This window comes from Bacteroides nordii (assembly GCF_019930665.1).
GTDB classification, from domain to species: Bacteria; Bacteroidota; Bacteroidia; order Bacteroidales; family Bacteroidaceae; genus Bacteroides; species Bacteroides nordii.
The window spans coordinates 1,498,208-1,512,325 of sequence record NZ_CP082886.1; the positions used below are offsets into that span (position 1 = coordinate 1,498,208).

Sequence of the window (14,118 nt, forward strand, 5' to 3'; positions counted from 1 at the left end):
GTAGGAGGAAATCATAGAAATGTGTACCTTTGCATCCCAAATTGAGTATGAATATGCAAGAAAACAAATCCATTATTGAGGTTAATGCCGTATCGAAGTTCTTTGGCGAAAAGACCGCTTTGGATAATGTGACCTTAAACGTGAAGAAGGGAGAATTCGTGACGATTCTCGGACCTTCGGGTTGTGGTAAAACCACATTGTTGCGTCTTATTGCTGGTTTTCAGACCGCTACGGAGGGTGAAATAAAGATATCTGGTAAGGAAATAACACAGACACCGCCCCATAAGCGCCCGGTGAATACCGTGTTTCAAAAGTACGCTCTTTTCCCACATCTGAATGTGTATGATAATATTGCTTTCGGTTTGAAGCTGAAAAAGACACCAAAGCAGGTGATTGAAAAGAAAGTGAAAGCTGCTTTGAAGATGGTGGGTATGACGGATTATGAATATCGTGATGTAGATTCGCTTTCGGGTGGGCAACAACAACGGGTAGCTATTGCCCGTGCCATTGTCAATGGGCCGGAAGTATTGTTGCTTGACGAACCATTGGCAGCGCTTGACCTCAAGATGCGCAAAGACATGCAGATGGAGTTGAAGGAAATGCACAAGAGGTTAGGTATCACATTTGTGTATGTGACGCATGATCAGGAAGAGGCATTGACACTGAGTGACACTATTGTGGTGATGAGCGAAGGAAAGATCCAGCAGATTGGTACGCCGATTGATATATATAATGAACCGATCAACTCATTTGTTGCTGACTTTATAGGTGAAAGTAATATCCTGAACGGAACGATGCTGAAAGATAAGCTGGTCCGTTTTTGCGGAACCGAGTTCGAATGTGTGGACGAAGGTTTTGGTGAGAATGTGCCGGTGGATGTGGTGATTCGTCCGGAAGATTTATACATCTTTCCTGTGTCTGACATGGCACAGCTGGTGGGAGTAGTGCAGTCTTCTGTATTCAAAGGAGTACATTATGAAATGACGGTACTTTGCAATGGATATGAATTTCTGGTGCAGGATTATCATCATTTTGAAGTCGGTGCTGAGGTAGGATTACTGGTGAAACCGTTCGATATTCATATTATGAGAAAAGAGCGTGTCTGCAATACTTTTGAAGGAAAACTGGTTGATGATACGCATGTAGAATTTCTCGGATGCAACTTTGAGTGTGCTCCTGTTTCTGATATTGCTGCCGGTACAGATGTCCGTGTAGAAGTAGACTTCGACAAAATCATTTTGCAGGATAATGAAGAAGATGGTATGCTGACGGGAGATGTGAAATTTATCCTTTACAAGGGAGACCACTATCATCTGACAGTGTGGTCGGATTGGGACGAGAATGTTTTTGTAGATACGAATGACGTATGGGATGATGGCGATCGTGTAGGTATTACTATCCCTCCAGACGGAATCCGGATAATTAATAATTAGAAATTAAAAGTAAAGAGGTGAATAAGTTATCAATCTTTTTTTCATCACGTAAGAGTTGGACCCTCCCTTACATTATCTTTTCGGCGATATTCGTTGTTATTCCGTTGCTTCTTATTGTGGTCTATGCATTTACCGATGACAGCGGGCATCTTACATTAGAGAACTTTGAGAAGTTCTTTACTCACCATGAGGCGATCAACACTTTTGTATATTCCATTGGGATAGCTATCATAACAACACTTATTTGTATCCTTTTGGGGTATCCGGCAGCCTGGATTCTGAGTAATGCCAAGTTGAACCGTTCCAAAACTTTGGTAGTGCTGTTTATCCTTCCTATGTGGGTTAATATTCTGGTGCGTACACTTGCTACTGTTGCCTTATTCGATTTTTTCAGTATGCCATTGGGAGAGGGAGCATTGATTTTCGGTATGGTGTACAACTTTATTCCTTTCATGATTTATCCTATTTACAATACGTTGCAGAAGATGGATCATAGTTATATTGAAGCGGCACAGGATTTGGGAGCCAATCCGGTTCAGGTGTTTCTTAAAGCTGTTCTGCCCCTGTCTATGCCGGGAGTGATGAGTGGTATTATGATGGTGTTTATGCCTACTATTTCTACTTTTGCCATTGCCGAGCTACTGACGATGAACAATATAAAACTTTTCGGTACTACCATTCAGGAGAATATCAACAACAGTATGTGGAACTATGGTGCGGCCCTGTCTCTTATTATGTTGTTGCTGATTGCTGCTACCTCGTTGTTCAGTACGGATGATAAAGACAATTCTAACGAAGGAGGTGGGTTATGGTAAAGAAGATTCTTGCTCAAACCTATCTGTGGATATTGCTGTTACTGCTTTATTCGCCGATTGTGATTATAGTGATCTATTCATTTACCGAAGCCAAAGTTTTGGGAAACTGGACCGGATTTTCAACAAAACTCTACTCTTCTCTGTTTACAACCGGAACCCATCATTCGTTGATGAATGCGTTGATGAATACGGTCACTATCGCTTTGATAGCAGCCACAGCTTCTACTTTGTTAGGGAGTGTTACAGCTATCGGCATCTTTAATTTAAAGAATCGTGCCCGTAAGACTATCGGTTTTGTGAATAGTATTCCTATTCTGAACGGAGATATTATCACTGGTATATCTCTGTTCCTGCTGTTTGTTTCATTAGGTATCTCACAGGGCTATACAACTGTGGTACTGGCGCATATTACATTTTGTACTCCTTACGTGGTGCTTAGTGTGTTACCACGCCTCAAACAGATGAATCCGAACCTTTACGAAGCCGCTCTTGATTTGGGAGCTACCCCGATGCAGGCATTACGTAAAGTGATTATTCCGGAGATTCGTCCGGGAATGATTAGTGGTTTCATGCTTGCACTGACGCTCTCAATTGATGATTTTGCAGTAACGGTGTTCACCATTGGTAACGAGGGGTTGGAGACGCTTTCTACTTATATTTATGCTGATGCCCGTAAGGGAGGGTTAACGCCGGAACTTCGTCCGCTTTCTACGATTATCTTCGTGGTAGTTCTTGCGTTATTGATTGTCATTAATCGCAGAGCAGGTACTTCCCGCACGGGGAGTAACGGAAAACGGTGATGGAAGGATGAAATGGGGGTATACTATAAAAGAACTGTTTATGAAGAAGATTCTATCTATATTTATTTTATCGGGACTTCTACTTACCGGTTGTTACAACACAGGTGAGCCACGCGGAAAGGTACTGAAGATATACAATTGGGCTGATTATATCGGAGAGGGTGTATTAGAAGATTTTCAGGCTTACTATAAGGAGCAGACCGGAGAAGATATCCGCATTGTTTATCAGACGTTTGATATCAATGAGATAATGCTTACCAAGATTGAAAAAGGACACGAGGATTTTGATGTCGTTTGTCCTTCGGAGTATATCATTGAGCGTATGCTAAGGAAAGATTTGCTGTTGCCCATTGATACTGTTTTTGCTCATTCGCCCGATTATATGAACAATGTTTCTCCATATATCCGTGAACAGATAGCTAAACTTAGCCAGCCGGGATGTCCTGCCAACCAATATGCAGTTTGTTACATGTGGGGTACAGCAGGGATTCTTTATAACAAGGCTTTTGTTACCGAGCAGGAGGTAGACACTTGGGAGTGTCTTTGGGATAAGAAATATGCCGGTAAAATTCTGATGAAAGATGCTTATCGTGATGCATACGGAACAGCTATCATCTACTCTCATGCTAAAGAGTTGGAAGAAGGAAAAGTAACGGTTGAACAACTGATGAACGATTATTCTCCTGAAGCGATGGCAATAGTAGAGAAATACCTCAAAGCGATGAAGCCTAATATTGCCGGCTGGGAGGCTGATTTCGGAAAAGAGATGATGACAAAAAATAAGGCCTGGATTAATATGACGTGGAGTGGTGACGCCATGTGGGCTATTGAAGAGGCTGAGGCAGTGGGAGTGGACCTTGATTATGTAGTCCCAAAGGAAGGTAGCAACATTTGGTATGATGGTTGGGTGATTCCGAAATATGCACGCAACCCGAAAGCTGCCAGTTATTTTATTAATTTCATGTGTCGTCCCGATATTGCTATTCGGAATATGGATGCCTGTGGATACGTAAGTTCTATTGCTTCTCCCGAGATTATGGAAGAAAAAATAGATACGACGTTGACTTATTATTCCGACTTGAGCTATTTTTTTGGTTCCGGTGCAGATAGTATTCAGATCAATCGTATTCAATATCCGGACCGTAGTGTGGTAGAACGTTGTGCAATGATTCGTGACTTTGGTGATAAGACCAAAGAGGTGCTTGAAATATGGTCTCGTATCAAAGGAGACAATCTGGGAGTGGGTATTACCATTCTTATCTTTGTGGTGGTAGGTGTAATGAGTGGATGGATGATCTACAAACGCATACAGCGATATCAGCGTAAGAAGTTACAGAGACGTCGCAGCCGTAGAAAGAAGAATCAGAAGTCGTTGTAATCTTAATACATTATTCACCACAGAGTAACACGGAGTTCCACAGAGTTTAAATTTTTATTGAAACGCAGATGATCGCAGATTTTCGCAAAGGGAAACAAATCTAAGATAAAGAAATACAGTCTTTTAATCTGCGTTCATTTGTGTTAATCTGCGTTTCATCAGACAAATACTACTCTGTGGAACTCCGTGTTACTCTGTGGTGAAATGCATTCATTACTACACAGTCTTAATCGATTATCAATTTTTAATTAATTTGTTTGCAGCATTTCCCTCATGTGAGCGTCTAATGGATAAAACCAGACGCCGTATGAGGGAAATTTGCATCTATACTATTCTATGTCTATTCTGTTCTGTTACTCTCGTGGCGCAGGAAGTCCCGTTTGAAGGGCTTCATCTGGATGATTTGATTTCAGTCCCCGGCGAGCGTAAGCCGGGGACTTTCAAATCTCCTCTGCCTGCTGTCAAGTTGCCGGACTTTGAGATTCTACGTCCCGATAAACCTTTTGTTCCTCATTGGCCGCGTCCTTCTCTTCCCGGCATGACTCCGGTGCGTTTCTCACAGACGAATCAGCTTAGAAGCCTGTCTCTTTGGAAACCTTCCCGGCGATTAACCGTTCGTGGAGATTATTTCTCTTCAGCTTCTTTGCCGGTAGAAACTTACTCTGCATACAGTGTCCGGTCGGAAGCTGAAGCCGATTATAAACTGACAAAAAAGCTTTCGCTTTATCTTTCTACCAACTATATATCCGATAGGTATCACACACCGCGCAGTCTTTACACAATGGGAACAGGAGGAGGCGTTACTTATCAGTTTAATAATAAATTTCAGCTGAAAACAGGTGTTTATTATCAGTACAATACTGTTCTAAGGAAGTGGGAATGGATGTATCTGACTGGTTTAATTTTTTGTTTTTGAGCTGTATTTGTAATACCGTCCCACCTTTTTTGCATTTATTTTTAAAGAAATTGCCTTTTTTTTTTCTAAATCCCCACTTAATGTCTATATTTACCACGTTTTAAAGATTTCTGATAAGTAAGATCGGTTCCTTCTCAATATTATTGCAGAGTTATTTATCTCCTTAACAAGACTTCTCTAACAAAATCATTTTATTATTTAAGAATTAATTATTTTTTTTCGATGAACATTTTTATTGCAGGATTGAGCTATAACATTAGCGATTCCGATTTAACAGAGTTGTTTGCAGAGTATGGAGAAGTAGCCTCAGCGAGAGTTATTTCTGACAGAGAGACTGGCCGTTCTAAAGGTTATGGTTTCGTGGAGATGGCAGATGAAGAAGCCGGTAATAAGGCTATTTCAGCATTGAACGAAGCAGAAATAGATGGCAGAAAGCTTGCTGTATCTGTAGCTCGTCCTAAGGAAGAATCTGCTCCGCGTCGCAGCTATAACGGCGGTGGCAATCGTGGCGGTGGTTACGGTGGCGGTAATCGTGGCGGTGGCTACGGTGGCGGTCGTGACAGATATTAATCTGACGAAAAGCGGAAACGCTATGTACGCATAGTAAAAAGGCATTCAAAGATATTCTTTGGATGCCTTTCTTTTTATATATTTGTAGGATGAGAGAAACACTATCAGACATTGCACTTTATCATGAGTATAAAGCCACGACGGACACAAATAGTTTACTGTCCGAACGGACCTGGGAAGACTTGAATCTGGATGATTTTTTCCTGTTTGCCGACCATACTTCTTCTTGTGTAGGCAGACAGTATTTATATGATGTATTACACTATAACCGTACGTCAGAGGTGGCGGGTCAGGAGAAAATGCTCGATTCTCTTTCTGCTGATACTGTTTTGCGCCGTGATATCCAAAATGAGTTGAAAAAACTGAATCATGTGGATGCCTGTTCGATTGCCTCGTTGTTCTCGGCCACTCATCCGGTCTGTTCACGTTCTTTCTACTTATTACTGAGGGTATTGCAATTCATTCCGGCACTTTCGTTGGGATTATTATACGTCACCTCTTCTGTCGGGTTTCTCTGGTTAATGTTGGCAGGGCTGCTTGTAAACCTTGTGTTGCACTATCGTAAAAAGACAGAGATGCAGGCATATTTGTTTTCTGTGCCACAATTATTGAATTTGTTGAAGCAGTCAGAGAAGTTAACGAAACGGCCGCTCTGCCTCTCAACTAATAAAGAGATAACGGAAGTGTTGTCCGACTTAATGCCATTGAGGAAACGTTTAGCTTCTTTCCGTCTGAGCATCCGCCTTGAAAGCGATTTGGCTTTTATGGTTTATTTATTTACTGAGTTGTTTAACATGTTTTTTCTGACCGAGGCAATCTCAGCATCCCGTGCTTTTTTTCTTTTACAGGGAAAACAGCAGAAGTTGGAACAGGTATTCCGCTTTTTCGGGCTGATAGATGTTTTATGTTCTGTTTCTGAGTTTCGGAGTAAATTACCTTACTATTCATTGCCAGAGTCTTGCCCAGAAGAGATTTCATTTCAGGTAGAGGATATCTACCACCCGCTGATAGAAAATTGTGTTTCCAATGCTATTACCCTCCATGGTAAATCTGCATTGATTACCGGCTCTAATATGTCAGGAAAGACGAGTTTTATCCGTTCAATAGGAGTGAATCTGCTTTCTGCAGGAGCGCTGCATACTTGTTTTGCACATCATTTTTGTTCTTCTCCGGATTTGAAGTTGGCTTCTGCTATTCATATGGAAGATAGCTTAATGGAAGGAAAAAGTTTCTTTCTGCAAGAAGTACAGACCGTTAAGGAGATGATTGATCTGAGCCGGGAAGGAAACCATCTGTTTCTGCTGGATGAATTGTTTAAGGGGACTAATACAATTGAGCGGATTGCCATAGCCAAAGCAGTGCTTTCGGCATTGGTGGTGCAAAGAAACCTTGTGTTTATCTCTACCCATGACATTGAACTTGCCTCCCTGTTGAAAGCTGAATATGACTTGTATCACTTCTGCGAAAGTGTAGAAGACGGGGTACTGTCTTTTGATTACAAACTGAAGTCCGGCCCGGTGACAGAACGCAATGCCATACGCATTCTTGATATTTGCGGTTATCCGCAAGAGGTAATACAGGAAGCATATGGGGTAGTAGGCCGGATTTGCGGATTTTAATTCTGTTTTCGGATGTGTGGAAAAGTCATCGTTACTTTGGTGTAGCAGTTTACTTCTGAATCGATTGTTATCTTACCACCATACACTGATAATATCTTCATAGATAAGCTCAGTCCGATTCCCTGTCCTGTATACTCGCGGGTGTTGCTTGCCCGGTAAAAGGAGTGGAAGATATGATGTATTTCTTTCTCCGGAATGCCGATCCCGTAGTCTTTTACCTCAATGACCGGGCAATCTTCACGAATGCTTAAACTGACGTCTACCTGCTCTTTTGAGTACTTCCGGGCATTATCTATTATGTTTTGCAGTGCGATACGCAGCAGATAGAAGTTGGCTGTGATATGGACGCTTCCATCTGTCTCATTCGTGTTGAATGTCACTTGTGGATATTGCAGGCATAAGTCGCGCAGGAGCACAACGAGGTCTATCTTCTCCTTAGCGTTTTGCAATATATCTTCATCCTGGCGGGAGAGGAAAAGCAGGTGTTTTATCAGTTGGGTGATGCGCTTGCTTTCTGTGGAGATGCGTTGCAGCGAGTCTATGTATTCCGTAGCAGAACGTTCTTTGAGCAGGCTGATTTCACATTCTCCTTGAATGGCGGTGAGCGGGTTATTCAGTTCATGCGAGGCATTGCTGATGAATGACTTTTCTGCCTGGAATGCAGTATCTATCCTGTCTAGCATTTCATTCAGGGTTCTGATAAGTTCGTCCAGTTCGTCTTTGTTATCGAAGGTTTTCATCCGTACATTCAGATTGTTTCCGCGAATGCGTTTCAGCTCTTTGAGGATGTGCTGCAAAGGACGCAGAATACGGTTGGCATAAATTCTTCCGAGGAGATAGATGAGGCCGCAGCTTATCAGCAGGAGGAATACGGCGAGCAGAAGGATATGCTTTTGAATCTCGTATCCATAGGTATTGTTTGCCATTACCAAAACAATAAAGTCGCCTTCATTGTCGGGGTAGTGGAGTGCAGCGCCTCTCAGCTTGCCATAAACGAAGGAGACCGGGAGATCTTTGAACAGGCGTGCCTGCTGGTTGCTGTCGAGGTATTTGTTCAGAGAATCGTTTACAGCCATCGGTACACTGTCCATATTCAGCAATATCTCTTGCGCCTGTGGCAGTAGCTCGTTGTACTTCTGCTGAATTTCGCGGTAACTGTATTCGTCTACCTCATCTTTTTCCCAATGTTTCTGAGCAGTCAGATAAGCCTTCTCTATCAGGTAAGAGTCATAGAGGTGATTGATATACCGAGAGGTGAAAAAGTAGAATACCATAACCACCGCAGTGATGGCTCCTACGGTGATGATGGTATAAAACAGTGCTATCCTGGATCCTATTTTCATCTTTTGTACCTCCCTACATCTTTTTTGTTATTGTATTCCCATGATGTACCCCATTCCCACAACCGTATGAATGAGTTTCGTCTCGAAATCTTTATCTATCTTATTTCGCAGATAGTTTACGTAGACATCTACCACATTGGTGTTGGTATCGAAGTTCTTGTCCCACACATCTTTCAACAGGGTAAGGCGCGAGAGAACGGTGCCCTGGTGTGTCATAAAGTACTCTAAAAGGCGGTATTCCTTTACGGTGAGGTCAATGGTGAACTCTCCCCGCTGGGCACGACGGGTATTACAGTCCAATACAAGATCGTTGCAGGTGAGTTGCAGTGCCGGGCTTTCTTTGCCCCGGCGGAGCAGTGCTTTGATACGGGCTTCCAACTCCTGAAAACTGAAAGGTTTTACCAGATAATCATCTGCTCCGGCATCGAGTCCCTTTACGATATCTTCGGTAGTACCTAATGCCGTGAGCATGACGACGGGGGTCTGATACCCTTCTCTCTGGCGATATTGCCTGCATAGATCCAATCCGTTTGTTCCGGGCATGATAATGTCCAGTATCAGCAAGTCGAATGCTTCATTCTGCAACAGTTCCCAGCCGGAAGTGCCGTCATGGGCTACGGTGACTGTGTGCCCGAATTCCCGTAATCCGCGTTCGATGAACGAGGCAATGTTTATCTCATCTTCTACCAATAATATCTTTGCCATGAACGAGTTGTTTTAGTATTTTGCAAATATACGAGATTCACAACAGAGGACACAGGGGGTACGGCGTTTTTTCTTTTGAACCTTGTGATGTGAGGTCCCGTATGGAACGTAGGGTTTGTCACTGAGGTACCTTTCGTTTGTCGGTGGGGTGGATTATTTTACATGTACATCTAATACAGTACGACATGTGCATGTCGTACTGCTCCACATGTGCATGTCATGCTGCTTTACATGTACATGTAAAACATCCCTCCTCTATGACCTCCGGTAGGTTTGTCTACGAGGTACGTTCCTTTCCATACCTTCTGTGGTGAATCTGCTCATAACTTTCTCTGATTCAGGTTTCCCTCTTTATCATACAGCATCTTTTCGTATACCACTTCCACAATCAGCGGGAAAATGAAAAGGGCGAAGAAAGTAGCTCCTATCAGTCCGCCGATGATGACAATAGCCAAGGGGCGTTGTGATTCCGACCCGATACCATGACTCATAGCTGCCGGCATCAGGCCAATGGCTGCCATAGCTGCCGTCATCACTACCGGACGGATGCGGGAACGCATACTTGTCTGGATCGCTTCGGGCAGGGGGAGTCGTGCCTGTATGTTGTGTTTGATATCCGAAATCATGATGACACCATTCTGAATGCAAATGCCGAATAAGGCGATAAACCCGATACCCGCCGAAATGGAGAAGTTAAAGTGCGTGATGAGCAATGCGATAATGCCACCAACAGCGGCGAAAGGTACATTCAGCAGCACCAGTCCGGCATCCCGGGCGTTGGAGAACAACACAAACAGGATGATAAAAATGATGGCAATACTTACCGGAACTACCTGTGAAAGGCGCTTCGTAGCCCTTTGCTGATTCTCAAAATCTCCTGTCCATTTCAGTGTATAGCCTTCGGGCAGGTGTATAGAGGCATTCACTTTCTTCTGTGCTTCGGCTACGGCAGTTCCCATATCTCGTCCGCGTACGGAGAATTTCACGGCACAGAAACGGGTGTGGTTATCACGGAATATCAGCAGAGGGCCGGTAATGGTCTTTATCTCTGCCAGCTCTTTGATGGGTATCATGGTACCGTTCATGGTGGGTACCAGTATCTTGCCTATCTCTTCTTCATTTTGGCGGTATTCCGGTTTGTACCGCACCATGATGTTAAATTTGCGTTCATCTTCGTAAAGCAATGAAGCCGACTTGCCGCCAATGGCCATTTCGATGATGGATTGTACATCTTCTTTAGCTACACCGTAGCGTGCCAGGCTCTGCTCATTCAATTCAATGCGCAGTTCCGGCTGCCCGATGTTACGGATGACACCCAAGTCTTCGATACCTTGCACGGTAGCGAGTATTTTGTCTATTTCTACTGCTATCTTCTCAGACTTGTACAAGTCTTTGCCGAATACTTTTACGGCGATAGACCCTTTGACACCCGAAGCGGCTTCTTCCACATTGTCCGTGATAGGCTGGGAAAAGTTGAAGTCGATACCGGGATAGAGTGAGAGGTCATCCTGCATTTTATCTATCAGTTGCAGCTTGCTCAGCTTGCTTTCCCACTCTTTTTCCGGATAGATATCTACATGAAATTCAATATTGTAGAACCCCGTTGCATCCGTACCGTCGTTGGGGCGTCCGGTCTGTGAAAGCACTTGTCTTACCTCAGGATAAGCAGCGAGCTTGCGCCTCATCTGATTGGCGAGTTTCACCGATTCGTCCAGCGAGATACTTTGTGGCAGGGTAGCACGGATGTAGATAGAACCTTCGTTCAACTGTGGCAGGAACTCAGTACCTAACAGAGTAAACATCCACAATCCGACAACAGCTACAATACTTGCCAACCCGATGGATAGTTTGCGGTGTGCATAGCATTTATTGAACAGGGCGCTCGCCTTCTCGTTGATGAAGCGGACAAAGAAGTTGTTCTTTTCACGTACATTCTTCTTTAATAACATAGACGACATCACCGGAACCAGTGTAAGCGTGAATAATAATGCACCCAACAAGGCAAAACCGAGAGTATAGGCGAGAGGTGAGAACATCTTGCCTTCTACTTTCTGGAAAGAGAAGATAGGAATAAGGGCTGTGATAATAATCAGTTTGGAGAAAAAGACAGCCTTTGCCTTGTCTTTGGCTGTATGGCGGATCAGTCCCATTTTCGACATACGGTTGAAAGCCGGCATTCCCACTTCCCGTGCTTTCTTATCGAGCGCCACAAATACCCCTTCCACCATTACCACGGCACCGTCTATAATAATACCGAAGTCGATAGCCCCCATCGATAAGAGATTGGCCGACATCCCCATGGCACGCAGGCAGATAAAGGCAAAGAGCAGTGCCAGCGGGATAACTACCGCCACTACCACTGTAGTCCGCCAGTCTGCCATGAATATCAGTACAATGAAGGTCACGAGCAGGATTCCTTCGATCAGGTTATGTGTCACCGTTCGTACGGCGAGGTTTACAAGGTCCTCACGGTCATAGAAGGGCACAATCTGTACATCCTTGGGCAATACATTCTTGTTGATATCTTCTATTTTGGTCTTTAGAGCATCAATCACTTCTCCCGGGTTTTCTCCCTTACGCATTACGACGATGCCTTGTACTACATCGTCTTCATCCATTCTTCCTACTTGTCCCAGGCGAGGCAGGGAGGATTCGTGTACATCTGCCAGATGGCGTACTAACACAGGAGTGCCGTTGATATTCTTTACTACGATGTTCCGTAACTCTTCCAGGTCGTTGATGAGGCCGATACCGCGTACTACGTATGCCTGTGAACTTTTGGTGATCACGTCGCCACCCACATTGATGTTACTGTTGGCGATGGCATTGTAAAGCTCCAGCGCGGTGATACCGTAATTAATAAGCTGGTGAGGGTTGACGCTTACTTCAAACGTCTTTACCTCTCCGCCGAAACTAACAATATCTGCCACGCCCGATACCGAACGGAGGTTACGTTCAATCACCCAGTCCTGGATGGTTTTCAGTTCCCGTACGTTTCGCTTATCACTGCGCAAAGTATAGCGGAATATCTCTCCCGTAGGGCCGTAGAGGGGTTGTACTTCCGGTGTTATCCCATCCGGCAGATCAGCATCATTCAATAAATTGTACACTTGCTGGCGCGCGGTGAAGTCGTCCACCTGATCTTCAAACATCACGTTGATAACCGACAGTCCAAAAAGGGTCGTGGAGCGTATATCTGTTTTCTTCTGCACCGGATTCATCGCTATCTCAATGGGGATAGTGATGAACTTTTCCACTTCTTCGGCACTGCGTCCCGGCCATTGGGTGATGATGGTCACTTTGGTATTCGTTACATCCGGGAAGGCATCAATCGGGGTATGCTTAAAAGATACAACTCCGGCAATGACGGCTATCGTGGTACAGAAAAAGATAAAAAACTTGTTCTTCAGTGAGAAGGCTACAATGTTGTCAATAAACTTATGCATCGTTTGTTCCTCCTTTTAATCAGCATTCAATGCGTTGTAAACCAGCAATACATTTTTATTCAGAATGTGGTCTCCCTCTTGTACACCCGATGAAAGATAGCACTCTTTGCTCAGTTGGCGGTAGACTTCAACTTCCTTTATAGTGAGTTTGCCGTTGGCGTCTGCTGCTACTACATAGTTTTTTCCATTTTCAAAAACAAGGGCGTGTGAGTCTATGCGTGGCAGTTTCTTATCGGATACCTTACTTATCACGCATACATTGGTAAACATGCCCGGTTTTAGCAGGTAATCTTTATTGGTGAGTTTTATCCGTACACTCATCGTTTTGCTTTCGTCATTCAGCATGTTGTACACTTTGTCTATCTTTCCGCTGAACTCTTTGTCCGGGTAGGCGAGGGTAGTGATACGTACCGGAGCACCTTCGTGTACCTTACTGATGTCGCTCTCATATACGTCTGCCATTACCCATACATTCTCCAATCCGGAGATGGTAAACATCTCATCGTTTTGGTCCGAACGTATCTGCATCTCTTTATTGATATTCTTTTCTACGATAAAACCGGATACCGGGGCTTTCACCAGATAAAGCGATTTTCCGGCAAGATGATAGATGGAGAAGATCTCCGTGATTCTCTTTTCTTCTGCTTCGGCATTGTTTAGTTCCTGGTGAGCTTGCAATACATCACGTTCTGATGCCATGCCGGAGGTAAACATATCCTGTACAGATTGCAAGTTGCGACGGGCGATGATAAGTTGTTGTTCTGCTTCTTTCTTTTGTTTCTCATAATCGGCTACTTCGCCACTCCGGATGATGGCAAGTATATCTCCTTTGCGTACATGATCACCGATTTCGGCAGAGACCTCAGTCACTGTACCTCCAAAAATAGGAAACACACGTGCCACTTGTTCCTGATTGAAGGTAACCCTGCCGTTGAGAGTCAGTTCGTCAGTCACTTCATGTGTGTATACAGTATCTACCGATACTACGTTTTGTAAACTGTCTGTAAGGAAGAGTTCCTGAGATATCTCTTTGGGAGTTTCTGTTTGTCTGCCACAAGCACTCAGTATCATGACGCAGAGGCAAACGGGTAGT

At 43.9% G+C, this 14,118-nt stretch carries 11 protein-coding genes; 7 read left to right on the forward strand and 4 right to left on the reverse strand.

The window, feature by feature from the left end:
* Positions 1 to 47 precede the first annotated feature (47 nt).
* From K8P02_RS05785 to K8P02_RS05815, 7 genes are all read left to right on the forward strand, one after another.
* On the forward strand, positions 48 to 1,433 hold the full coding sequence (locus K8P02_RS05785) for an ABC transporter ATP-binding protein (protein ID WP_025867736.1): 1,386 nt from the start codon (positions 48 to 50) through the stop codon (positions 1,431 to 1,433).
* A 17-nt stretch (positions 1,434 to 1,450) separates the two neighbouring features.
* Positions 1,451 to 2,248: an ABC transporter permease gene (locus K8P02_RS05790; RefSeq protein ID WP_002562673.1), complete on the forward strand. Its 798-nt coding sequence runs from the start codon at positions 1,451 to 1,453 to the stop codon at positions 2,246 to 2,248.
* Positions 2,242 to 3,048 (forward strand): ABC transporter permease, encoded by an 807-nt coding sequence (locus tag K8P02_RS05795; protein WP_002562672.1) that lies wholly within the window; start codon positions 2,242 to 2,244, stop codon positions 3,046 to 3,048. The genes K8P02_RS05790 and K8P02_RS05795 overlap by 7 nt, the downstream gene beginning before the upstream one ends.
* A 40-nt stretch (positions 3,049 to 3,088) precedes the next feature.
* A complete protein-coding gene (locus tag K8P02_RS05800; RefSeq protein ID WP_025867737.1) occupies positions 3,089 to 4,426 on the forward strand; it encodes an ABC transporter substrate-binding protein in 1,338 nt (445 codons plus the stop codon).
* Between the two features lie 307 nt (positions 4,427 to 4,733).
* Complete coding sequence (locus K8P02_RS05805) at positions 4,734 to 5,342, forward strand: DUF481 domain-containing protein (RefSeq protein WP_002562670.1); 609 nt, start codon at positions 4,734 to 4,736, stop codon at positions 5,340 to 5,342.
* Positions 5,343 to 5,564: 222 nt separating this feature from the next.
* Positions 5,565 to 5,912, forward strand: a complete 348-nt coding sequence (locus K8P02_RS05810; RefSeq protein WP_002562669.1) for an RNA recognition motif domain-containing protein — start codon at positions 5,565 to 5,567, stop codon at positions 5,910 to 5,912.
* 89 nt (positions 5,913 to 6,001) lie between these two features.
* Positions 6,002 to 7,531, forward strand: a complete 1,530-nt coding sequence (locus tag K8P02_RS05815; RefSeq protein ID WP_025867738.1) for a MutS-related protein — start codon at positions 6,002 to 6,004, stop codon at positions 7,529 to 7,531.
* Here K8P02_RS05815 and K8P02_RS05820 read toward each other — a convergent pair.
* From K8P02_RS05820 to K8P02_RS05835, 4 genes are all read right to left on the reverse strand, one after another.
* Positions 7,528 to 8,874 carry a sensor histidine kinase gene (locus K8P02_RS05820; RefSeq protein ID WP_025867739.1) on the reverse strand — a complete coding sequence of 449 codons (1,347 nt, stop codon included), beginning with the start codon at positions 8,872 to 8,874 and terminating at the stop codon, positions 7,528 to 7,530. The two genes, K8P02_RS05815 and K8P02_RS05820, sit on opposite strands and share 4 nt — an antisense overlap.
* Positions 8,875 to 8,901: 27 nt before the next feature.
* Complete coding sequence (locus K8P02_RS05825; RefSeq protein ID WP_002562666.1) at positions 8,902 to 9,579, reverse strand: response regulator transcription factor; 678 nt, start codon at positions 9,577 to 9,579, stop codon at positions 8,902 to 8,904.
* Positions 9,580 to 9,899: 320 nt separating this feature from the next.
* On the reverse strand, positions 9,900 to 13,025 hold the full coding sequence (locus K8P02_RS05830) for an efflux RND transporter permease subunit (protein ID WP_223382111.1): 3,126 nt from the start codon (positions 13,023 to 13,025) through the stop codon (positions 9,900 to 9,902).
* A 15-nt stretch (positions 13,026 to 13,040) separates the two neighbouring features.
* A complete protein-coding gene (locus K8P02_RS05835) occupies positions 13,041 to 14,096 on the reverse strand; it encodes an efflux RND transporter periplasmic adaptor subunit (protein ID WP_223382394.1) in 1,056 nt (351 codons plus the stop codon).
* Between the last annotated feature and the right edge of the window lie 22 nt (positions 14,097 to 14,118).

Coding starts and splice junctions, on each gene's coding strand:
- K8P02_RS05800 (WP_025867737.1), top strand. CDS start 3,089: ATGAAGAAGATTCTATCTATATTTATTTTATCGGGACTTCTACTTACC.
- K8P02_RS05805 (WP_002562670.1), top strand. CDS start 4,734: ATGAGGGAAATTTGCATCTATACTATTCTATGTCTATTCTGTTCTGTT.
- K8P02_RS05815 (WP_025867738.1), top strand. CDS start 6,002: ATGAGAGAAACACTATCAGACATTGCACTTTATCATGAGTATAAAGCC.
- K8P02_RS05810 (WP_002562669.1), top strand. CDS start 5,565: ATGAACATTTTTATTGCAGGATTGAGCTATAACATTAGCGATTCCGAT.
- K8P02_RS05830 (WP_223382111.1), bottom strand. CDS start 13,025: ATGCATAAGTTTATTGACAACATTGTAGCCTTCTCACTGAAGAACAAG.
- K8P02_RS05835 (WP_223382394.1), bottom strand. CDS start 14,096: ATGATACTGAGTGCTTGTGGCAGACAAACAGAAACTCCCAAAGAGATA.
- K8P02_RS05785 (WP_025867736.1), top strand. CDS start 48: ATGAATATGCAAGAAAACAAATCCATTATTGAGGTTAATGCCGTATCG.
- K8P02_RS05820 (WP_025867739.1), bottom strand. CDS start 8,874: ATGAAAATAGGATCCAGGATAGCACTGTTTTATACCATCATCACCGTA.
- K8P02_RS05795 (WP_002562672.1), top strand. CDS start 2,242: ATGGTAAAGAAGATTCTTGCTCAAACCTATCTGTGGATATTGCTGTTA.
- K8P02_RS05825 (WP_002562666.1), bottom strand. CDS start 9,579: ATGGCAAAGATATTATTGGTAGAAGATGAGATAAACATTGCCTCGTTC.